This window comes from Pseudomonas sp. SMN11 (assembly GCF_052041945.1).
Lineage (GTDB): Bacteria > Pseudomonadota > Gammaproteobacteria > Pseudomonadales > Pseudomonadaceae > Aquipseudomonas.
Map to the genome: position 1 here is coordinate 31,804 of NZ_JBKGGW010000013.1, position 21,529 is coordinate 53,332.

Annotated in this window: 16 protein-coding genes; 3 read left to right on the plus strand and 13 right to left on the minus strand. The window is 60.7% G+C overall.

The genetic code is table 11. The features are described 5' to 3' along the window. Positions 1 to 3: 3 nt before the first annotated feature. The 13 genes from ACLEJU_RS13620 to tssB form a co-directional block, all read right to left on the minus strand. Positions 4 to 2,988 (minus strand): T6SS effector BTH_I2691 family protein, encoded by a 2,985-nt coding sequence (locus tag ACLEJU_RS13620; protein WP_435424578.1) that lies wholly within the window; start codon positions 2,986 to 2,988, stop codon positions 4 to 6. After that, on the minus strand, positions 2,981 to 3,910 hold the full coding sequence (locus ACLEJU_RS13625; RefSeq protein ID WP_435424579.1) for a DUF4123 domain-containing protein: 930 nt from the start codon (positions 3,908 to 3,910) through the stop codon (positions 2,981 to 2,983). The genes ACLEJU_RS13620 and ACLEJU_RS13625 overlap by 8 nt, the downstream gene beginning before the upstream one ends. Further along, complete coding sequence (gene tssI, locus ACLEJU_RS13630) at positions 3,907 to 6,069, minus strand: type VI secretion system tip protein TssI/VgrG (protein WP_440776684.1); 2,163 nt, start codon at positions 6,067 to 6,069, stop codon at positions 3,907 to 3,909. The genes ACLEJU_RS13625 and tssI overlap by 4 nt, the downstream gene beginning before the upstream one ends. Before the next feature lie 71 nt (positions 6,070 to 6,140). Beyond that, positions 6,141 to 6,665 carry an Hcp family type VI secretion system effector gene (locus ACLEJU_RS13635; RefSeq protein WP_435424462.1) on the minus strand — a complete coding sequence of 175 codons (525 nt, stop codon included), beginning with the start codon at positions 6,663 to 6,665 and terminating at the stop codon, positions 6,141 to 6,143. Between the two features lie 113 nt (positions 6,666 to 6,778). Then, complete coding sequence (icmH, locus tag ACLEJU_RS13640) at positions 6,779 to 7,624, minus strand: type IVB secretion system protein IcmH/DotU (protein ID WP_435424461.1); 846 nt, start codon at positions 7,622 to 7,624, stop codon at positions 6,779 to 6,781. Between the two features lies 1 nt (position 7,625). Continuing rightward, complete coding sequence (gene tssK / locus ACLEJU_RS13645) at positions 7,626 to 8,963, minus strand: type VI secretion system baseplate subunit TssK (protein WP_435424460.1); 1,338 nt, start codon at positions 8,961 to 8,963, stop codon at positions 7,626 to 7,628. Between the two features lie 45 nt (positions 8,964 to 9,008). Further along, entirely contained in the window at positions 9,009 to 9,734 is a 726-nt protein-coding gene (tssJ, locus tag ACLEJU_RS13650; protein WP_435424459.1) for a type VI secretion system lipoprotein TssJ, read from the minus strand. Then, complete coding sequence (locus tag ACLEJU_RS13655; RefSeq protein ID WP_435424458.1) at positions 9,625 to 10,335, minus strand: FHA domain-containing protein; 711 nt, start codon at positions 10,333 to 10,335, stop codon at positions 9,625 to 9,627. The genes tssJ and ACLEJU_RS13655 overlap by 110 nt, the downstream gene beginning before the upstream one ends. Next, entirely contained in the window at positions 10,332 to 11,348 is a 1,017-nt protein-coding gene (gene tssG, locus ACLEJU_RS13660; protein WP_435424457.1) for a type VI secretion system baseplate subunit TssG, read from the minus strand. Before tssG ends, ACLEJU_RS13655 begins: the two co-directional genes overlap by 4 nt. Beyond that, the gene (gene tssF, locus ACLEJU_RS13665) at positions 11,312 to 13,078 is read right to left on the minus strand and encodes a type VI secretion system baseplate subunit TssF (protein WP_435424456.1); all 1,767 of its coding nucleotides are present in this window, start codon (positions 13,076 to 13,078) and stop codon (positions 11,312 to 11,314) included. Before tssF ends, tssG begins: the two co-directional genes overlap by 37 nt. A 2-nt stretch (positions 13,079 to 13,080) precedes the next feature. Continuing rightward, a complete protein-coding gene (tssE, locus tag ACLEJU_RS13670; RefSeq protein ID WP_435424455.1) occupies positions 13,081 to 13,491 on the minus strand; it encodes a type VI secretion system baseplate subunit TssE in 411 nt (136 codons plus the stop codon). After that, positions 13,488 to 14,978, minus strand: a complete 1,491-nt coding sequence (gene tssC, locus ACLEJU_RS13675) for a type VI secretion system contractile sheath large subunit (protein ID WP_435424454.1) — start codon at positions 14,976 to 14,978, stop codon at positions 13,488 to 13,490. The genes tssE and tssC overlap by 4 nt, the downstream gene beginning before the upstream one ends. 18 nt (positions 14,979 to 14,996) lie before the next feature. Beyond that, positions 14,997 to 15,500, minus strand: coding sequence for a type VI secretion system contractile sheath small subunit (gene tssB, locus ACLEJU_RS13680; protein WP_435424453.1), 504 nt, complete (start codon positions 15,498 to 15,500; stop codon positions 14,997 to 14,999). 431 nt (positions 15,501 to 15,931) lie between these two features. Between tssB and vasI the strand changes: the two genes are divergently transcribed. The 3 genes from vasI to tssM are packed head-to-tail and all read left to right on the plus strand — an operon-like array spanning position 15,932 to position 21,518. Beyond that, on the plus strand, positions 15,932 to 16,495 hold the full coding sequence (vasI, locus tag ACLEJU_RS13685; protein WP_435424452.1) for a type VI secretion system-associated protein VasI: 564 nt from the start codon (positions 15,932 to 15,934) through the stop codon (positions 16,493 to 16,495). Beyond that, positions 16,483 to 17,949 (plus strand): type VI secretion system protein TssA, encoded by a 1,467-nt coding sequence (tssA, locus tag ACLEJU_RS13690; protein ID WP_435424451.1) that lies wholly within the window; start codon positions 16,483 to 16,485, stop codon positions 17,947 to 17,949. The genes vasI and tssA overlap by 13 nt, the downstream gene beginning before the upstream one ends. Further along, the gene (tssM, locus tag ACLEJU_RS13695; protein WP_435424450.1) at positions 17,946 to 21,518 is read left to right on the plus strand and encodes a type VI secretion system membrane subunit TssM; all 3,573 of its coding nucleotides are present in this window, start codon (positions 17,946 to 17,948) and stop codon (positions 21,516 to 21,518) included. Before tssA ends, tssM begins: the two co-directional genes overlap by 4 nt. Positions 21,519 to 21,529: the final 11 nt, after the last annotated feature.

Consider the following 21,529-nt stretch of genomic DNA (forward strand, 5'->3'; position numbering starts at 1 on the left):
TGGCTATTTCTCGATTGTGAACTGAGCACTGGAATGTGCTTCATCATCTAGTCCAAGTCTAGAGTGATAGATGACTGTCAGAGTGGCATTTGCATGGGCGCGAATTGCGTTTCTGAAGTTTAGTACAAGACCACTGCTGGTTAGGTAGCATTCAGGATTTGTCGGAAAAATGGTCACGCCCTGTTTGTTGTTTATACTGCTCAACGTTGCGCTCCACTCGCTTTGTGATAACACGAATCCTGGTAGTAAAACTGTAAATTCTACAGTTGGCGATCTGTCAGTGTCAGGACTGTGAACGGCCATATACCAATCCGCTGGTGTTAATACGACATGTCCTGCCCAACGGCTATCGAGCCTCTGAAGTCCAAGTCTTTTTGTTTCTTTAGATGAAAGTAATAGTGGCAGATAGTAGGCTGCATGCCAATTTTTCATCTCCTCCTTGATGCCGGTGTAAAAAGGAAGCTTTTTTTCGAAGTCCAGAGCAATGCCGGTCCGTACTTCGCCATCGTTCAGTCGATTGCCGAAAACACTTCTTGAGGCCCACAACTCTATTGGGCTATGCAGGCGCTCATTTGCCATGGCATGTAAATACAAGCCGCCCATTATGACGGCTGTCCCAAGTAGTACAACTGCCGCTGCAGCCCATCCGGCAAAAGGAATTACTGTTGTAGCTCCTGCGATAGCCAGACCTCCTTCCAAAACCAGCGCAGAGCCAATTGCGACAGAGCTGCCTCCATAAAACGTAAGGTCTGAAGCAGTTAGATCGCCATTAGCACTCTGCCGCCTGGACTTTTGTAAGTCCGAAAAGAACCCTAGAACAATTGCAGGATATCCCGAGATCCTCGCAAACAAATTGCTGCCTATGAATCTGGTAAGGCCATTGCCGAAAGCCAAGCCCGGCGTCGTCGGGGCGTATCGCAATATAAGCGCTTTTTGTGTGGCTCTTACACCCACCAGCGTCGCTGCTGTGGCTCCGATCACCCCAAAAATTGACGCGGCGAAGCCTAAGGTATATTCCGGCGCATCGCTCTTCTGCAGGCTGTTATACGCCGCTTTCAGCGCAAACACGTTGAACCACAGCATTCCGGCATTCAAACCCGTCCCGCCGCCAGAAGTGAGCAGCCCGAGTAGTGTTGGCTTTACCAGTGAGGTCGTGGTCATCTCCAGTGACACCGTCCTACTGCCCGTGATGCGTATCTGATTGATTTCTCCCACTTGTGCCATTCCGCTCTTTAGATACCGCTCGACCTCCTGACTGAATGGGTTCTCCTGGATCAGCTTGTCAGTGATGTTGTACCGCGCTGCCAGCAGCCCCAGCGCCTTCTCGGCATTGGCCTCGCGCGCTGCGGCCTGCACCTGCTGGCGCAGGCTGTTGCTGGCATCCCAGCGCGTCTGTCCGTGCATGCGTTTGAGCACCACGGTACTGACCGATTGAGCCGTTAGGTCGGTGATATTCGCCATGGCAGGGAAGCGACCAACCAAACCCTGGATGACGTTGTCGCTGGCACCGAGCAAGGTGCCGATCGAGTCGGCCTTGTCGCGAAATGGGTTGAAGGGCGCCAACGCTTCGTACAGCGGGCTGTCGTGCTGGTCCAGCCAGCGCTCCAAGCGCTTGAAGCGCAGGTCCTGCTCTTCGGTGCCGGGCACGGGTTGGCCCATGGGATGAATCAGCAGGGCCAGGGACATTTCCAGTCCACGGGCGGAGCTAAGCTCGTCGCGGTCATAGCAGGCCAGCGCGGCCGCCAGGCTGTACGGATCATCGAGATGAGCGGCTTCGGCGGTGGTCAGCCAGGCGTCGTGATCGTTGCTGGCTTGCAGGGCCAGTTCGCGCATCTGGCTGATGCGGTACTCCAGTTCGTCGCGTTCTTCCAGAAACTTAAGGTACTTGGCCGTATCGATACGCTGCCCCAGGCGATGGCCCTGCTCGGAATAGTCGGGGTGAGTGAGTACCCGGAAGCGTTCCTCGTAAGGCGGCTTCGGTCGGCTGTCCGGGCGTATCCTCAGGGCCGCTGTGCCCAGGGACGGGTTGTCGGCCGGGTACATGCTTTCCAAGGTCTTGTTCAGCAACGTGGCGATCAGGTTGCGATGGTGGAAGTCGCGGCTCTGCGGGCTGAGGCGTTCGGCATCCAGCTGGTAGCACATCGGCACGTCGGCTTGCTCGATACCCTGCGCCGGTCTTGTGTGGGGCAGCTGTTCGGAGGGCATCAGGTCGCGCAACTGATGCTGGTAGGCCGACACCGACAGGCTCAAGTCCAGGGCCAGGCCTTCGGCATCGCTCAGCACCACCACGGCGGGGATTTTTGGTTGGGTGTAGGGGTAGTGCTGTGCAACGGCGTGCAGGCTGCCGGCGAGCAATGCCGAAGTGCGTGGCTGGCTGCTCCAGCTCAGCGACATGCGTTGCGCGTCCGGCTTGAAGTCTTCGACCCAGGTTTGCAAGGCACTCACCGGCAGCACATGGGGCTGGGTGGAAGGCGCCTTGTTGCCGGCAATCAACTCGGCCATGTTCAGCTGGCGCATGTGCCGTTTGCGCATGGCCAGCGAGCCGGTGATGCGTGCGGTCATGGCATTGGTCCACAGGTGCGGGCTGTAGGCGATCCAGACTTCCTTGGCGCTGGTCTCGCAGGTGTCGGCCCAGACCCAGCCCATCGAGCGGCCGGACAAATAGCGATCGCGCCGCTGGTAGTGCTCCAGGCACCGGTGGCGCAATTCCTTGTACTGGCCTTCACCGTCGTACTCGTGGATGACCAGTTTTTCGCTCTGGGTGTCTTTCATGAACACGTAGACATAGCCCGCACGGAGGGCGCGCAGCGTGTAGGCGGAGTGCTGCAGTGGAGGGAAGCCTTGCTCCAGGGCGAAGCCGGAATCGCTGTAGCGGCAAGGCGGGGCAGCGCCGGTTCGTGGCACGATGGCGTAGCGCACTGGCAGGATCGGTACCCGTGCGCTGCAGGCAGGGGGCGATGCGGCGCGGCTCACGGAGGCCTCAGTCATGGGCGTTTTCCTTGCTGTGGATGAGTGCTTGCAGCTCGCGAAGGCGGCCTTGTGGTGACTCTTCGAGGTTGGTGTAGATAGCTTCGGCCTGCACATCGGTCATCAGCCACCTGTGCTCGGCGACCAAGCGAATGAAATCACCGGCAACGGTCTCGTCGCTGAAGTTGAGGGCATTCAGTTGCGGTAACAGGGCTTCTATCCATTCACGGATCTCCGTCAGCGTGCGATCTGCATAAGCCGGCATGGCCAGCAGTTCGTGGGCAAGGCTGAGCACGAAGTGTTCGTGCAAGCCCGATTGCAGCCGGCCAAGCTCGTGCTCTTGCAGGGACAGCAGCGGGGCGGACCTCGAACGCGCTGTGGTCGGCCTGTGTTCAAGTGTCTTCCACTCATGGACAGGCCCCCAGTCGATTCGCCACACCAAACGCGACACCGGGCCCAGCCAGGCCGCTCGATTGGCCTCATCCAATGCGTCCAGCCAGGCGCTCAAGTGATTGGGCGTAATGTGGTGAGTGGCCAACCCCAGATCCGGCAGGGTGAATTGCACCAGGCTGTGGAAATGGTCGGAAAGCTCATCGACGCTGACCTCTGCATCCAGAGCGATAGCGCCGCCAATGGGCATCCAGGCAATGAGGGCATGACGGAGCAGCTCTGGTGCATCACTGACGTCCACCAGCAATGGGCCGAACTCGTATTCCTCATCCATGACACTGCGTTTCCACGGCCAGGCGTGAGGAGGGCGATTGGTCACGTTTTCGATCAGCTCCAGCACTGACGGCGCATAAGGAGGCACTACTTCGCCTTGTGGTGAAATGGAGACAGGGCGGACGGCTGAATGCTCCAGCTCTCGACTGAGCAGCAAGAGAAAGCGCAAGCCACTGGCAAAGTCGAGGTCGGGCATAGGCGCTGAAGATGAACCCGTCATGCGGCAGGTGCTCCTATGCAGTTGCAGTCAGCCAGCGAGCATGTTCCGTCGGAACGGCGCCCGCACTGCCGATCCAGGGGGGCTCCGCTGACGGGCGCGCCATTGAGGGTGAAGGCATGAGTGGAGCCGCCCAGTGTTTGGTGCACCGCTCCGTTGAGGCGTATCGTCGGGCTGTCCAGCGTGATACCGGACTCATCGATACGGATGGAGCCCCCCGGGCCTTGGATGACCAGTGTTTCAGCCGCCCGCAGGTCATAACGCTGGGTGCGCCTGCGGATTTCTGTTCGCGCCTCAAGTTCCGCATGCCCTTCGATCTGTAGCTCGAGATTGCCGCCAACCTGAATCTGATAGTTGGCGGTTACCTTGTCATGGCGATGGTTGCCGACGGTTTCGAAACGGTCCTTGGCGATATTGATCCTCTGGTTGCGGCCAACATGGAGGAAATCGTCTTGGCCAATGGTGACGCGCTCATCGTTACCGACGGTTTCGCTGCGGTCATGGCCAATGGAAATCGTTTCGTCGTGGCCAATCTGCTCGGCCCGGTCGTTGCCTATTTGCGTGCTCTCATCATGCTTGACCACATTGTTCTGGTCCCGCTCAGCATGGATGAACACTTCCTGCCGGCCCAGTTCATCCTCGAAACGCAGTTCGTTGTAGCCATCGCCCTTGTGGGTCTGGCTCTTGATGGTCATGCGCGTCTTGTGTTCCGGCAGGTCGTATGGCGGCAGCTGGTTACCGCAGTAGGTGCGGCCGGTGATGATCGGCTGATCGGGGTCGCCATTGAGGTACTGGACGATCACCTCCTGGCCGATGCGCGGGATGGCCATCGAGCCCCAGCTGCCGCCTGCCCAGCCTTGCGACACGCGCACCCAGCAGGAACTGAACGCGTTGCTCTTGCTTTCCCGGTCCCAGGGAAAGCTGACCTTGACCCGGCCCCAGCTGTCACAAAAGATCTCCTCGCCGGGCGGGCCGACCACGGTGGCCATCTGCGGGCCGTCGATACGCGGCCGGGGCAGGGGCGGCGGCCGCCATTCGGCCATGCCGGGGACCAGTACTGCGTTTTGCACGTAATGGGTGCCTTGTTTGGCGTCGGCGGCGCCTTCCTGCAGGCTGGTGAACTGGCTGCCCTCGTGGTGGGCGCTGATCACCCGCCAGAGCACGTTGAGATTTTTACGTGGGTGGCCGGTGAGGGTGAAGGCCAGGCCTGGTTGCAGGCGTACGTCGTCGCCTGTGACTTCGGCAATACGGGCGTCGTGGCGCAAGCCGGTCAAACGGGTCTGGGTGAAAGGGATGCCAACCGCTTTATCCTTATAGCGCCCGGGGTAGTCGAAGCGCTCGTAATTCATGGATGGATGCACATTGGCGCTGGCTTGCTGATCCAGGCGATCGGCCGGGCGGGTGAAGGTGTAGTCACGCTGGGCCTGGCTCGCAGTGCGGACGTTCTCGCTGTAGTGGAAGCGCCGCAGGCAAGGCTGCGCCTGGTCGCCACCGCTGTTGACGTGGTACAGCACAGAGGCGGGGTGGCTTGCATCCTGCGCTTCGTAGGACCGTTGGTGCTTACTCTTGGCCTGAATGGGGCCCTGTCTGATCAGCCCCAGCGATAACAAGCGGTCGGTGATGAGCAGTGTGTGCTGATTGGGGGTGTGTTCGAAGCTGTAGACGAGGCCTTCTTCTGCGGCTAGGCGGGCGATGAAGTCAAGATCGGTCTCGTCAGCCTGAACGCAGAATTCACGAACCTGATGCTCACGGTCGGCGCGCAGTTCGAAGCGCAGAATGCCTTGGCGCTGGAGCATCAGTTCGAGAATCTGTGGCACGGTCTTCTGCTGGAAGATACGCCAGTTAGAGCGCAGCCCGGCGCGGGCCAGCTGTGGTTCGATCAGGGCGTGGTAACGGGTGCGGTGGAAGCCGCTGTCGCCCTGGCGGAAACTGCTGATCAGGCCGTGTACGTAGCGCACCGGACGGTCTGCGTCCCAGATGGTGAACAATGCAGGCTTGTCGAGCAGTTGGTCGAAGTTGATGTCGTTGTAGAAGCTGCTGAGCTCCAATCGCAACTGGAAGGGCGTGCTCAGGGCCTCCATGAGCTCGAACGACACTACTTCGAGTTCGATATCAGTCGCCAGGGGATGGAAGCTGTAACGCATGTGAGATGGATGGGGCATGAGAATTCAAATCCGCAGTCCGGCAGTTCCAGAAACCGAGCAGCAGCGCTGACCGGTTTCGTCTATTTAGGTCAAACGGCGGTTTCCATGGGCCTACGCCAGTCGTCACTGGCCGAGGTCCCAGCGACCTTGTGCTCCCAACTGATCTTGCGATACTTCATCGAGACCTCGACGAGCTGCGTGTAATTGGCGTTTTCCTGATTTTGCACATGCGGTAATACCGTGTTGATATCAACGATGATGCCGTCCACCAACTCGGTGGTGAAGAAGTGCTCCTGCAAACCCTGCACGCATGTGCGGTACCACCGGATAGTGGTCAGTGGCAGCACTTCTCCGGTCACCAGCGCTTGATACAACAACGGAACAGCTTTGTTCAGCGAGCAGGTGAAAGTGAACGGTTTGTGAACGCGTTGCCCGGCAGGTTGTCCGTTCTGGGGGTCGGTCGGCACGGTTACTCTGTGCTTTATTTCTTGAGCGAGAATTTCGTTTTCGTGGCCCTCCACGTAGCCGTTTCCAACCGAATCTGCTGTAAATGCCTTGGCAGTGATCAAGCCTTGAGTGGAGCCTTCAATTACGATGTAAGCGGGTGTTGGCATGGCAGTCTCTCCTGCATCCAAGTGGATAAAACACGCGCACCACAGGTGGCGTGGCCATCGGTAGCGATGGGCTTGTCAGCGAGGCTGGGGCCTCGTCAGTTCGTTGAAAACGTTCACTGCTGCAGAATGCCGTTGAGCGACTCCAGCACTTCGGCGGTCAGCAGGTGCAGGCGATAGCTGTAAACCCCGTACACCACTGCCATGGCGGCGGCGCTGATCAGCAGCGGGCTCCACCATGGCCACTGACGGTGCATGCGGAAGTCGCTGGGCGCGACATTACTCAGTGGATCGCAGCCCTGCTCCGGAATCGGGCCACGCACTTCGCGGATAAGCGTATGGATCTGCTGGAGCAGGGCATTCACAGCCTCATCACCCTTGGGTGCCAGGCCGTATTTACCTTTGAGACCGAGGCACAGGCAGAGGTACAGAAACTCCAGCACGTCGATATAGCGCTGGGGCTCCTGCATCAGGCGCGACAGCACCGTGTAGATCTTTTCCCCGCCCCAGGTCTCATGATGAAAAATGCTCAGCAGCGACTCTTGGCTCCAGCAAGAATTTCTGCCCCAGGGGCGGCTCATCACGGCTTCGTCCAGGTACAGGCACAGGGCGTAGGAATAGGCCAGCAGTTGCGCGGACTCATAGCCGTGCTGGCGCATTTCCTCGACGATGTTGTCGACCTGGGTGCGCACCTGATGGTGCACGTCCTGGATGTTGGGCAGGCTGTCCAGTGTGCGCAGGCGCATCACCAGGCCGAACAGCGGCATCGCCGCATCAATCATGGGGTTCTGGAAGGTGCCGCGCATTTGGAAGTCCGGGTCTGCCGGGTAGCCTGCGCCAGCGGTTTCGGCATCAGCTGCATATGCATCTGCAGCCCCGTATTTCGACGGTTGAAGCGCCGTCTCCAGCGGTTCACGTTTTGTTGGCGGTGTATCAACATTCTTGCTTGCGAACGCGTCCATTTCATTCACTCCTGATCGCCCAGAATTGCAGTTCAAGGCCTGGGATTTTCCCGGCGATGTGGATGCCAAACCCGTGGCTGTCCTTCATGGATGCCCAGGCGGGGCTGCGCCGGTCCAGCTCGAAGTAGCTGAAGCCGGCATGGAAGGGCAGGTTGCGTGGTGCCACCGGCAACGCCACCAGCGCGATGCCCGGCAAGTGATGCAGGACCATTTCGTTCATCGCTTCCAGCGCGCTGACCTTGACCGTGTGTACGAAGGTCTGACGCAGCGATTCGACGGGCTGGTCGGCGCGCACCGCGAGGATGAAGTCAGCCTCGTCGATCAGGCGGCGATCTTCCAGGGTCGTAGTCATCACACCCCAATTGAGGGTCCGCAGTGGCAACGACACCGCCCGCGGCTGCAGCACCGTGCTCAGCGCGCGGCGCAGCGTGTCTTCCAGTGGCTTGAAGGAAGTACGCAGGGCGTTGTGGTGATAAGCCGGATACTCCTGAGGCAGGCGGTTCTCGTCGGTGAAGGTCACCAGCTCACCACAGGCCTGGCTCATGCAGAGATAGAGCTGTTCCGGGTGGGTCTGCGGTTGCCGGGCCAGGTGGGCGAAGCATGGCCACCAGCGATTCAGAGCCTGCAACAGGTTGAAGTCGCGGATATCGGCGATGCCGGACTGGCCCGACGAGCTGATACGCGCCGCCAGGTTGCGCGCACGTTCGCGCAAGGTATTGCTGATCTCTTCAAGGAAGCGCTGCAGCGCCGGCACTGCCCGCACCGACACGCTGGTGGCGTAGAACGAGTCGTCCAGCTGCAGGCTGCCATTGGAGCGACGCTCGAGGATTCTTGCCAGCGCGAGGCGGGTATAGGCACTGCTGTCTTCACTTTGCCGCCGTAGCTGCAGGTTCGGTACGGCGAGGTCCACCTGCACCAAGTCGCCATCGGCGGTGTGGGTGTCCTTGATATCTTGGGCATGCGCGACATAACGCAGGTTTGCCACGCTGTCCGGCCAGCTCACTTCACGGCCGCCGTCGGTGCGCAGTGGCAGGCACAGGTAGATCTCGCTGTTCTGCGCGCCATCGTCACTGATTTCCAGTGGCGGCGGGGGGGGCAGGTCGCCAGGGATATCGAAGACGGTCCCGTCGGGCATGATGCCCTTGGCACGAATGATGGCGACCTTGCCAAGGCACAGGTACTCATCGTTCAACTGCAGTTCGCTGAAGCCGTAGAACGCCGCATTCAGGCTGCTCAGCCGCTGATGCAGCGCCGCCTCGCTGGACCGGGCCGCTTGCTGGAAATGCTGCGGTTTGACGAACAGGCCTTCGGGCCAAAGCACAGGGTTACGTGAACTCATGGGCACTCCATGTCAGGGATGAGGGGTTGCAGGCCGGCTGATCGATCATCGGTCCTCTTCCTTGAGCTCGATCTGCGCGTCATGGACTTGCAGCGAGAGCACCACCCGGCGGCCGCGCGGGACAATGCGCAGTACCTGCTGCCAGGTTGCGCTCTCCAGGCTGCGGTAGTCGGCAATCACTGCAATGAAGCGAGTGTCGTCATGGAGGGGTTCGAACGGCACAAACTTGAACTGGCCAGGCGACAGTAGGTAATCGTCATCGCGGATGTAGGTGCTGCGCAGTGCCTTGGCCGGGTCCGGCGCCAGTTGCTGGTGAGCACTGTTGAGCAGCAGTGAGTCGTCCCGTAGTTGCAGGACCTTGATGGCGATCGGGCTGGCGAGCTGGGGGCTGTAGCTGGGCGTTGCATCGGGCCGCTCAAGCGCTATCGTGGGTACCTCGTAGTCTCCGAGTGCACTCTCATCTGCGTCTGCTGAATCGGGATACTGCGCTTGCAGGTAGCTGAACAGGCTGGCGACCTTTTCGGTGAGCGCATGCGGGTCGTCTGCGCTCAGGCTGACCGTGTAAGGGCCGGGTTCGAGTTCGCCTGGTGCCGCATCAGCGGTTTCTCCGCTGTCGGCAACACCATTCAGCGTGGGGCTGACATGGATGCTGATAGCGAGTTCAGTCGGCACATCTTCTGGGGCGCCCACGGGGATAGACGGGTCTTTCAGCACCTGGAACATCTTGCCCAGGGCAGTGCAGCCAGCGGTGGTGGTGAGCACAAGCAACATTGAAGCGCAAAGCATCAGGCGTGGAAGCATGATCACGGTCCTGTAGCAGATCTTGCAGGGGGTTCTGGTCCGCAGGGCAAGCCTGTAACCTCGCATCGAGCGCAGCCAAGGAGTCGCGCCCGGGGATCGGGTCGAATGCCGAGCACACATCCGTAGCGGCAAGGGGTGGCAAGGAATCGATGGCGCTGTCCCGCGGGTAAGTCGAAGCGCTCGCCTCCAGGGCCTCGTGCACGTTCTGCCGAGGCACGAAGACTTCCTCCAGAGAGCACCTGGATGCCTGTTCCGGCTGCAGATCGACTCGCAACCGATAGGCGCCGACCCGCAGGATGTCGCCATCCTTGAGGCGCATGGGTGGGCGTTTACCGAGACAGCGCGTGCTGTCATTCAGGAACGTCTGGCAGCTGCGGTCGATGGCGCAGTACCCGCCTTCCGTCCAGCGGATCTCGCAGTGGATGGGCCGCACCTTCAGGCTCCTGTCGATCAATAGCCAGTCCGCACCCTGGCTGCCGAGGGTGCCGCCGCCGCGGCCGAAGCGGTGCTGTCGACTCACGCCGTGGGGTAGCTGATCGAGGTTGCTGACGTGCAGGATCAAAGCGCTCATGCCCGCCCCCTGAACCTGACCACCGGGCTGATCACTCCGTGACGGTCATCGACGAAGCTGGTCCAGCCCAGATAGGCACCCTGGCTGCGGTGCAGGCTGAACGGCGTCAGCGCGTTGCGCTTGAGGCGCAGCTCGAGGTCATACGCCAGCCCATCCCGCAGCAGAACGTCGATCAGTGCGCGCAAACGGCCGAAGTTGATGCCACTGGGCAGCAGGTCGCGAAACTGCGCTTGATCAAGCTCGCTGATCACGATCGTGAACTTGCTGCAGCGGGTTCGCGTTCGGCTGCCAACCATGAAGCTGCTGCCCAGTTCGCCGTTGGCCCGGCCAAGTCGCACCCGCTGGCGGGCGGCGGTGGGTACCGAGCGTGTCTCAAACTCCCGGATGTGTACCTGCGCAAGGTCGAAGCAGTGGCCAATGATGCCGGCCACGGTGCCCGGAGAACGGCTGCGGCTGGCAATCACCCCGGCGAAACTGAGCAGGCGGCTCCAGGGCAGCGCGGTGTCACCGCGCAATTGCCGATCATTGAGGCCGATCATCGCGAAGACGTATTGGGAAAACTGGTCGTTGGCGCCGGGTTGAAAGCGAATGTAGTAACGGTACTTGCGCCAGGCGCGGTGGAGCAGGCTGAGCAGGTAATGGTTGAAGAAATCGAAGAACGCAGGACGTATACCAATGCCCTGGACATGTTCATGGGCGATCTGCTCCAGGTAGTAGGTGGGCAACGGCGAGTCGCTGCCGTGCAGGCCCATGAAGGTGGTGCAGATCCGGTAGCGGGCATCATGGCCAGGCAATTGCTTGGCACTCAGCACATCGCTGGCGGGAAACCGCAGTCGTGGATCGCAGCCCAGGCGCACCCGCAAGCGCGTGGCAGCATCGGGCCAACGGGCTTCCAGATTGTCACCATGCAAGCCGTGCAGATGCTCCAGCAACTGGAAGAAATTGAACCGATGCGCCTGTGCGAGCAGCGAATCGGCTAAATCAGGGGCTGTTTGCCAATCAGCGGTGGCCATGTGTAGTGCTCGTTGTTGGTGGTGTTGGTCACTTCCAGTTGATGGAAGGAATTGATGCTGGCGTAGAGGGCAAAGAAGCGCGCGAGCACACAACTGAACAGGTACACGTCGCCCTCGCAGAGGAACCCCTGCTGGTCGAGCTGCAATCGGGTGTGCAGGCCGCGAACGGGCTGCCCGTTGATCAGCCAGTCCAGGGGCTCGGTCTGCACATCACGAATGGCGTCCAGGCGCTTGCGCGTGGTGCGCGCCTGCTGAATGTCATGCAGAGCCGCGAAGTCATAGGCGCGGATCACCGCCTTCAGCGGGTCAGCCGAGAGCAGCGACAGGTAGTTGAGCGACAGGTTGGAAATCAGCGCCCATTGCAACTGGCCGTCGAGCACAGGGCGGTACGGACGGGTCGGACGCCGGAGGTTGCGGTAGGTGGTCAGCGGTGGCGTGAATTCGTTGATGGTGCAGATGTCACCGGCATTCAGCGCCAGAGGCAGGTCGCGGTTGGTGCATGTCAGGTCGATGGAAGCCGTTTCCAGCGCACCGCGGTAGACGCTGGTGTCGGCGTGCACGAAAGATATACGGTGTATCACGCCATCGCCGAGCAATGATTCTTCGAGTTGGCAACGGTAGTACAGCGCGGCCCGGCCTTGGGCGTGCTCGATTTCATGGGCGAACGACTCGAACGGCAGGAAGGCCCGCAGCGGCTCGCCCGCCTCGCCATCGGCCAAGGTACGCGTGCTGATCACTCGGTCTACGCTGAATATTTCGTAGCCGTGCGCTGCACTGCAGCTTGGCTTGAGCAATGTGTGGGCGTACTCGCCAGACAGGTCGATCGGTTCGGCACCACAGTGCAACAGGTTCACCGCTGGCGTACAAAACAGGCAGAAATCGTCGACGCCAAGGGGCATTGCGCCGGGCAGCGGGCGGCTGAAATGGAAGTCGATGCTTACCTGCCCGCTGCTCTGGGCCGGCCAGTGCTCGCCCAGGCCGGTCAGGGTGAAGAAGTGGAAGCGCTGAGGAAAAACGAAATACTCCTGCAGGATCCGGTAGCCGTCGAAGACATTCTGCGGGTAGGGCAGCAGGGCTTCTTCCGGGCGGAAACCGGGAAAAACCAGGCTGCTGGCCGGTAGCCGGCGGATTTCGCCGTTGATCATCACGCTGATGTGCTTCAGGTACTGCGACAACCACAGGTACAGGGTCTGCGCACAACAGTCATCGCCACTGAGGTGAACGTCGAGGCTGTCGCAGCCCAAGCTGTTCAGCGGACGTTCGACCAGTGTTTCGAGTTCGATGCGCACCACGGAATGCTCCGGCGTGTGGGTCGCCTGGACGTCGCTGATGGCAAAAGGATGCAGCATTACCTCGGTGCAGGTTCGGTACTCGCAAGCGATGCCATCCACGGGGACGGAGAACAACCGTGTACCCTTGGGAATGCTTTGGGACTGGCTGAGCGCTTGTTTTTCCGCTGAGAACTGGATGATCGTTGCGCTCGGCAAGAGGCGCAGGTAATTGGGCCAGAGCAATTGCAGCATGGGGTGGGTCAGTTCCGGCAGGTCGTCCTCAAGCTTCAGCCGCAGCTTGGCGGTCAGGAACGCAAAGCCCTCAAGCAGACGCTCCACGTCTGGGTCGCCGCTGTCCTTGCCGAGAAACCGCGCCAGTTGTGGGTTGTCCTTGGCGAAATCCGCTCCCAACTCGCGCAGATAGCGAAGTTCTTCGCTGAATCGATCCTTTAATGACATGACTACCTTACTCGGGTGTATCGGCTAAGGCCGTTGACCAGCAACTCGACCTGCAATAGCTCAGGGTGATCGTTCACCTGCACCAGGCAATCGAGCCGCAAATGCAGCTCAAGCGGGGCGCAGGCATCGGGCACGGCTTTCATCCCACGGATCTGGATACGTGGCTCGAAGCGCTGAAGGGTCTGGCGGATGTCATCACTGACTTGCCGCACGCGGTCACCGGTGCTCAGGTCGTATCCGTTGAAGTCGCGCAGGCCCAGCTCAGGGCTACTTCGGGAGCAACCCTGGCGGGCGTTGAGCAAGGTTTCGAGGTGCCGTTTGATCACCTCGAACTTTTGCCCAGCCTGTTCCCGCCGGGAAGGCGCGCGACGGGTCTGACGCTCTGCAGTCAGGCGGTCGAACAGGCCATTCATTGCGTATCGAGCCGCCCAACCAGCGAGATCTCGAAGTTGGCACCCAGGTACTTGAAATGCGGTCGCACGGCGATGGAGACCTGATACCAGCCAGGATCTCCGGCGACATCCGTGACGGTGATTGCGGCGGCGCGCAACGGCCGACGGCTGCGTACGTCGGCCGAAGGGTTTTCCTGGTCGGCGACATATTGCTTGATCCACTTGTTGAGCTCCGACTCCAGGTCGCGGCGCTCCTTCCAACTGCCGATCTGTTCGCGTTGCATGACCTTGATGTAGTGCGCCAGGCGGTTGACGATGAACAGGTAGGGCAGTTGGGTGCCGAGCTTGTAGTTGGTCTGGGCCTGCAGGCCTTCAGGGGTCTTGGGGAAGGCCTTGGGCTTCTGTACTGAATTGGCCGAAAAGAACGCTGCGTTGTCGCTGTCCTTGCGCATGGTCAGGGCGATGAAACCTTCCTCGGCCAGTTCGAACTCCTTGCGGTCTGAGATCAGCACTTCGGTGGGGATCTTGGCCTGCAACTGGCCCAGTGATTCGTAGAGGTGTACCGGGAGGTCATCCACTGCGCCACCCGACTGCGGGCCTATGATGTTCGGGCACCAGCGGTAGCGGGCAAAGCTGTCGTTGATGCAGCTGGCCAGCAGGAACGCGGCGTTGCCCCACAGGTAGTTGCTGTGGCGACCGTCCATGTTCTCGTGATAATTGAAGGTTTCGGTCGGCAGTTCCTCGGGGTGGTACGGCGAACGCAGCATGAAGCGCGGTGCGACCAGCGCGGTGTGGCGAGCATCTTCGCTGTCGCGGAACGCTCGCCACTTGGCATGACGGGGACCGGCAAAGATGTCCTTGATCTCTTTCAGGTCAGGCAGGTCTTCGAAACTGCTGAGATTGAAGAATTCCGGCGCAGGCGCCGCGAGAAATGGTGCGTGAGCCATGGCGCCCACTGATGCCATGTAACTTAACAGTTTGATATCGGATGATGACGGGCCGAAGTGGTAGTTGCCCAACATGGCGGCAATGGGCTCGCCACCGAACTGGCCATAACCGGCGGTATAAACATGCTTGTAGATACCGCTGCAGGTGATATCGGCTGCATTTTCGAAATCGTCGAGCAACTCTTCCTTGCTGGCATGCAGGCACTCAAGTTTTATGTTCTCACGAAAGTCCGTGCGATCTATCAACAGTTTGAGGCTGCGCCAAGCGGACTCCCGTTGCTGAAACTCCGAATGGTGGAGGATGGCATCCATCTGTTTACCAAGTACACGGTCAACTTCGGCAATCATCTGGTCGACGCGATGCTTGTTGATCGATTGCTCCGGCTCGTCGCTTCGCAAAATCTGCGTAATGAATGCGGCTACGCCTTGCCGGGCAACCTGATAGCCTTCCTGGGTGGGGACTAGCCGGGTTTGTGCCATGACCTGGTCGAGCAGGGTGGCCTCGCCCAATATCTCGGATGAAACTTCGGCCGTAGTGGTCGTGTTGTGCTGGGTCGGCATGCTGACGCTCCGTTGTCTTCAGTCTTGTCGTGGTGCGTCGAGCACCAGGTTCAGTTCTTGTGCCAGCCGTTGGCGAGCCTGATCGTCACCCAGCAAATGCTGGAGATGCTTGCGGAACGCCGGGACGTTACCCAGCGGCCCTTTCAGGGCCACCAGCGCCTCGCGCAGCTCGATCAGCCGGTTCAGCTCTGGCACCTGGCGCGCGATCCGGTCTGGCCCGAAGTCATTGATCGAGGCGAACTGCAGGTTGACGGCCAGTTCGGTGTCCGAGTCCGCGCCGAGCTGGGAGGGGACCGACAGGTTCAGGCTCACCTGGGCGTCTTCCAGCACGCTGTCGAACGAATGCTTGTCGATCCGCAGGACGGGGCGGTCTTCGAGCGCACGGCTGTCGTTCAGCCCGAAATCACCGATAACCAGCATCTTGTGGGGCAGCTCGACTTCAGCCTGCTCGCCGCCTGTGGCGGGTACGTAGCGGATGTTGATGCGTTCTTTCGGCGCCACGGAATTCGTATTCTTGGACATATATATTTGAAATTCCTGCTGTGTTTGTAGGGCGTTTCGTATAAGTATCTGGTGCGGGTCGTATATGTTTGTAAGATGTTTCTCGCGACTATTTGTTTTCTGTAAGGGGTATCCTACATAAGTAGGATTTGTCCTTCTGAATGCTTGCCGGCAAGTATTCCTCCTTTAAAACATGCGCAGGAAGTGCCTTGTTGGTCGAGGGATTAAGTGTGAGGAAATATTTATTTGAATATCTCGTTCGGCATGAATAGTCTTCGTGGGGTTTGGCTATGCCTGGTGCCATCAATTTGGTTGCAAGTGCAGGGTCCAGCATTGGTTTTTAGAGGGAGAGCCAACTTACGATGATTGCCCGCAGTGCATATGTCGCTGGTCTTTCGTTGCTGTTCGTTATGCAACCGGCGTTTGCTGGTGCCCAACGGGACTGTCCACGCGTGGTATCCAACCTGGAGCGCCTGGCCTGTTTCGACGAGGCCGCCGGTACGCCTGCCCGGGCGCCCAGTCAGGCACTGTCGGCACCGGAGCAGCAGGCGCCAAGCGTGTCACGCGTAATGGCGAACGAGGCCGGCCGCCCCGTCGATGACCTGACCTTCCGCCTCGGCAACCCGCACGAGGAGGCTGGTGCAGCGCAGCCGTGGCTGGTGATATCAGCACCGGCGATAGCCTCAGCTGAGCCTCGCAGCTACCTGATGATCAGCTGTATCCAGAACATATCCAGGCTGCAGTTGATCACTGGGCAGCCGATCAATGCCAATCGGGTCAAGGTGCAACTGCTGGGGGCACGGGGAGCCAGCACGGCAACAGCCTGGCAGGTGATGGAAAATGGCCAGGTACTCGATGCCGGCCGCGGACTACCCGCCATCGAACAGATCAAGCGCTTGATCGGGGCGCATCGGGTGCAGGTCTTCAGCGATGACCCGGGTGTCAATGGGCTGACGTTCGATGCTCAAGGGCTGGATCCACTGATCGGCCAGGCGCGAAAAACATGTCACTGGTAGCGGAGGTGTCGGCGCAGGACATCGAGCGGTTGCTTGCGCCCATCGACCCTGAAACACCGGCAGGCCTGTTCGACATGGAGGACGATAGCTATCAGGCGGTCGACCAGGAAATGGTCAAGCTTGGCGGCCTGCATGAGGCGACTATCGATTGGCCTTACATCGAGGAGGCTTCCCGCGAGTACTTGTGCCAGCGCTGCAAACACTTGCGCATCGTCGCGCACCTGAGCGCCGCTTGGCTGCGCAGTGGTTGCTGGGCGCGCTGGGGGTTCACCGCCGGGCTGCTGGCAGGCATGCTCGACCGCTATTGGGAGTCCGCACACCCTAAGCCCGGGCCCAAGGGCTTGCTGGGCAAGCGCAAACTGGTGGTGCTGGTACTCAACCGCTTGCTTGAGGCGCTGCCACGCCTGGACCGGTTTACCTTCGGCCCCACTCAGGCAGCAGCGGCGCGCCAGGCGATGGAATGCCTGCAACGGCAGACGGACAGGGCGCAACTGGAGCCCAGTCTGCTCGACGCGTTGCAACAGCAGTTGTTCAAGCAGCTGGAATGTGCCGACGGCAAGGTCGAAAGCGCACCAGCCAAGGTCGCCGCGCCTCGGCCCACACCCGCACCGCTGGGCGATACTTTCGCTACGCCCAAGGCCAGCTTGTCTCTGGGCACCGATCGCGAGACCCGGCGTGCGTTGTTGAACATGGCCGAATTCATCAACCAGCAGGACCATTACGACCCAACGGGCTACCAGCTGCGCCGCTTTGGTCTGTGGTCGTCAATCAAGGCCGTACCGCCGGCCAGGCAGGACCATCGCACGGAGCTGATGGCGGTGCCGACCGATATTGCCGGTAGCTACGAGGACGCCATCGCCAGTCAGGCGACGGACGTAGCGCTGTTATTGCGCATTGAAAAGAGCGTAGCGGCCTCGCCGTACTGGATCCGCGGCAGCTTCCTGGCCGCGATGGTGGCAAAGCGCTTGGCGATGGGCGAGGTGGCCGAAGCCATTCGCGCCACCACCGTCCGATTTGTCCAGCGCCTGCCGGCTCTCCAGCGCTTGTGTTTCAGCGATGGCACGGCGTTCGTCGACGAGCCGTGCCTGGCATGGCTCAAAGGTGCGCAAGGGCAGGTCGATCGGGGCACGCCTGCCCATGAGTTTGGGGCGCTTCGTGAAGAACTGGCCAACCAGCTGGAAGCGGGTGGAATCGAGCCGGTGCTGCTGCGCCTGCAGGCACTGCAAGCGGATTTCGGTGCACTGCGCGAGCGCTGCCACAGCACGCTGATTGCCGCCGATCTGCTGGCGGCGCGCGGGGTTTCCTGGCTGGCCCAGGACCTATGCGGCAGTGTCGCCCTGACGATGCAGCAAACCACGGCGGATGCCTGGGAACCGGATGTGTTCCAGAGGCTTCAGCAGTACGACGCTCATGCCGAGCTGACCGATCAGTACAAGGACTGGAAACCTTCATGAGTCAATTCTGGAAGCTATTCAAACGTTGGGGCGAGCCACTGGCCATTCGAGTCGGCCTTGCCATGCCGCTGCTGCTTGGGTTGGGCGCATTGTTGATGTTGGCCGCCATCTGGTGGCTGGGACCGCAGTGGAGCTGGCACGAGCAACACCCCTTGGCAAGTGTCGAGCAACGTAGCGTGGTCAGCCTGCTGCTGGTCCTGGTACCGCTTTTGTGCTGGATCGTTGTACTGCGCAAGCGTTTTCGTAGCCTGCAGGCGGAACACCGTCAGAACGCAGCGGCCCAGACAGATCCTTGCTTGCCGTTTGTTCACGGCCAGGAACAGGCGCTGGATCGCCAGCTGGCGAATTACCTGAGCAATGCGGGAGGGCGGCGTGCGCTGTATCGTTTGCCCTGGTACCTGATGCTGGGCGACAAGTGCGCAGGCAAGAGTGGTTTTATTGAGGGTACGAACCAAAGGTTTTCCTTGACGCGTATCGGCGATGTCCAGGCGCGTGGGCAGCAACTGGAGCAAACGGCTTTTCCTGTGGGCTGGTGGGTCAGCAATGAGGCGGTGATCCTCGACCCGCCAGGCGATCTCATCATCCACGACGCCATCGACGCGCAGCAGCAGGATGCCGACCAGGGACCACCGGCTGGGCTACCTGCGGGTATCCAGGCCAGGCTCTGGAGCGACTTGCTGGCCTGGTTGTCGCGTAATCGCAGTCGCCGGGCGCTCAATGGCCTGTTGCTGGTCGTCGACCTGCCCGCGTTGCTGCACGGGACGCCTGAGAAACGTAGCGCGCTGGCTTATGTATTGCGCACCCGTCTGCATGAGGTGAGCAGCCAACTGGGCGCCCGGCTGCCGCTTTACGTGGTTCTGAGCAAATACGATTTGCTGGACGGCTTCGGTCCTTTCTACAACCGTCTTTCACCGGCCCAACGCGAACAGTTGCTGGGTTTTACATTCAGGCTCGATGCGCTCAGCTGCTTCGATGCCTGGCAGGACGAGTTCATCGAGCAATATGATCGCCTGATCCTCCAACTGCAGGCACAGACCCTGCAGCAATTGCTGGTTGCGGACGGACTGTCCCAGCGCACATCCCTCGTTTCACTGCTTGCGCAGCTGGGCGGGCTGCGGCCGATTCTGACTGGCTTCCTGCGCGAAGTGCTGGCCAGTGATCGCTTCACCACGCCGCCACTGGTACGCGGGGTGTTCTGGTCTTCGGTGCGTCAGCAGGGGGAGGTCAGCAACGCGTTCGTACGCGAGGCGGCGCAGCCCTACAGCACCGTATTGCCACCGCGTGAAAGCACGCGACAGCTTAAGGCACAGAGCTTTTTCGCCCAGCAGGTCTTCCAGCAGGTCGTCTACAAGGAAGCGGGCCTGGCCGGTGACAACGTACAGGTTGCGCGAGGCAAACGTCAGTTGCTGTGGGTTGGCTCCGCCGTGGGCGTGCTGACATTGGCCATGGCAACCGCCACCTGGTACCGCTACTTCGACCTGAACGGCGCCAAGGCGGCGGGGGTGCTGGACAAGAGCCGGTCGTTCAGCCAACAAGCCGTGGACCCAGGCCTGGATCCCACCGGCCGCAACCTGCTGGAACCACTCGACCAGATCCGCGGCGCTGTTGCGGTGTTTGGTGATTATCGCGCCGCATGGCCGCTGGTGGCGGATGTCGGCCTGTACCAGGGGCGGGTCATCGGGCCCCGGGTAGACGAAGCTTACCTGAGCCTCCTTTCGCGGCGCTTCCTGCCAGCCTTGGCCAGCGGCGTGGTGGATGCAATGGATGCAGCTCCAGCCGCTAGCGACCAACAGATGGCTGCGCTCAGGGTCTACCGCATGCTCGAAGACCGCCACAACCGTCGCCCGCAATGGGTCGAGGAGTGGATGGCGAGTCAGTGGCAGCGGGCGTTTCCCGGCCAAGGGCAGGTACAGCGCGACCTCATGCGACATTTGCAGTATGCCCTGGCCTATGCCGATGTCGACCTGCCGCAATTCCGGGCGCGCGTCGAGAGCGTTCAGCAGGCCTTGCGCAAGGTCCCGTTGCCACAACGGGTATATGCCACGCTCAAACAGCAGGCCCTGGAGCGGCTGCCCTACGGGCTGGACCTGCGCCACCAGGTAGGCCCGGTGTTCGACGTCGTCTATCAGCCAGGCGACCGCGCAACTGAGGACACCTATCTGACGCCCCTGCTGACTGCGAAAGGGTTTACCGAGTTTTTCGAGCCGCAGAGTCGGCACATCACCGACATGGCCTTGATCGACCAGTGGGCGCTGGGCGAGCGCAAGGCCCTTGACTACTCCGATGCCGACCGCGAAGCCCTGGCCGAGCGGGTCCGCGCCCTGTATAGCACGGACTACATCGCCAGCTGGCAACGCGCGTTGCAGGCATTGGACATCGCCGATTTTCGCGACCTCGACCATGCGGTGACGGTTCTTGAGCAATTGACCGGGCCGGCAGCGCCGTTGCAACGGTTGCTGGAGACAGTGCGTGACAACACTGTCATCCAGCCTTTGCCGGCATTACCCAGCATGGCCGATACCGTATCGGGAAGCCCGGTACCACTGCAGGTTACCGGGATCAGCCGGGCATTTTCCGGGTTGAACGCCATGCTCGAAGCGAAAGGTGAGAATCCCAGCTACTACGATGAAACCCTCGCTGCGATTATTGCCATCCACGAGTATGCGAGGACGGTGAAGGGCAGCCCGGATCGAGGCAATGCGGCGTTGCAGGCTGTGCTGCAGCGCTTCTCGATGCAGGGCGCCGACCCTATCGGTACGTTGCAGCGAGTCGCGACCGGCCTGCCCGAGCCTGTGAGGCAGCAAGTCAGGGCGGTCGCCGAGCAAACGGCCCGTGTGCTGAATATCGAGGCTTTGCGGGAACTGGAGCGACGCTGGGACAATGAGGTGTACAGCTTCTTTCAGCAGCGTCTGGCCGGCCGCTATCCCTTCGTAGTGAAAGCGCCCGATGCCTCGCTGGACGACTTTGAGGCCTTTTTCGGGCCGAAGGGGCGGTTGCAGCAGTTCCAGGATCAGTACCTCAAGGTCTTCCTGAAGGACAATATCGAGGCGTTGCGCTCGGACCGGCAGGGGACTTCACTGATTCGCGAGGATGTCATCGAGCAACTGAATGCCGCCGACCGTATCCGCGAGACATTCTTCGACACCCGGGGTAACCTCAGCGTGCAGTTCAGCATCGAGCCCTTGGGCCTCAGTGCCAATCAGCGCACCAGCCTGCTCGACCTCGATGGCCAGCTGATTTCCTACGCCCAAGGCCCGCGTCAGATCGTCGGGGTGATCTGGCCCAATACGCTGGGGCAGCAGGTGCGCAGCAACCTCACCCTGCTCAGCCAAGGTGGCAACAGCAGCAGCCTCAATTATCGCGGTCCTTGGTCGATGTTCCGTCTGCTCAGTCGCGGAGCGCTAAACGGGCGTACCGAGAGCAGCGTGGACCTGAGCTTCCGTGCCGGCGATGGGGTGATGCGCTACCGGTTGAATGCCGAAAAAGCGTTCAACCCCATTACCCAGCAACCGTTCAAGGGGTTCAAGCTGCCGCGCGGGTTGTTGCAGGTGGCGCAGCAGGTCAACTGATTCAGTGCCTA

Bases quoted from the DNA above. Each gene is read 5' to 3' on its own strand.
- ACLEJU_RS13620 (WP_435424578.1), bottom strand. From the start codon at position 2,988: ATGACTGAGGCCTCCGTGAGCCGCGCCGCATCGCCCCCTGCCTGCAGC.
- ACLEJU_RS13625 (WP_435424579.1), bottom strand. From the start codon at position 3,910: ATGACGGGTTCATCTTCAGCGCCTATGCCCGACCTCGACTTTGCCAGT.
- tssI (WP_440776684.1), bottom strand. From the start codon at position 6,069: ATGCCCCATCCATCTCACATGCGTTACAGCTTCCATCCCCTGGCGACT.
- ACLEJU_RS13635 (WP_435424462.1), bottom strand. From the start codon at position 6,665: ATGCCAACACCCGCTTACATCGTAATTGAAGGCTCCACTCAAGGCTTG.
- icmH (WP_435424461.1), bottom strand. From the start codon at position 7,624: ATGGACGCGTTCGCAAGCAAGAATGTTGATACACCGCCAACAAAACGT.
- tssK (WP_435424460.1), bottom strand. From the start codon at position 8,963: ATGAGTTCACGTAACCCTGTGCTTTGGCCCGAAGGCCTGTTCGTCAAA.
- tssJ (WP_435424459.1), bottom strand. From the start codon at position 9,734: ATGTTGCTTGTGCTCACCACCACCGCTGGCTGCACTGCCCTGGGCAAG.
- ACLEJU_RS13655 (WP_435424458.1), bottom strand. From the start codon at position 10,335: ATGAGCGCTTTGATCCTGCACGTCAGCAACCTCGATCAGCTACCCCAC.
- tssG (WP_435424457.1), bottom strand. From the start codon at position 11,348: ATGGCCACCGCTGATTGGCAAACAGCCCCTGATTTAGCCGATTCGCTG.
- tssF (WP_435424456.1), bottom strand. From the start codon at position 13,078: ATGTCATTAAAGGATCGATTCAGCGAAGAACTTCGCTATCTGCGCGAG.
- tssE (WP_435424455.1), bottom strand. From the start codon at position 13,491: ATGAATGGCCTGTTCGACCGCCTGACTGCAGAGCGTCAGACCCGTCGC.
- tssC (WP_435424454.1), bottom strand. From the start codon at position 14,978: ATGCCGACCCAGCACAACACGACCACTACGGCCGAAGTTTCATCCGAG.
- tssB (WP_435424453.1), bottom strand. From the start codon at position 15,500: ATGTCCAAGAATACGAATTCCGTGGCGCCGAAAGAACGCATCAACATC.
- tssA (WP_435424451.1), top strand. From the start codon at position 16,483: ATGTCACTGGTAGCGGAGGTGTCGGCGCAGGACATCGAGCGGTTGCTT.
- tssM (WP_435424450.1), top strand. From the start codon at position 17,946: ATGAGTCAATTCTGGAAGCTATTCAAACGTTGGGGCGAGCCACTGGCC.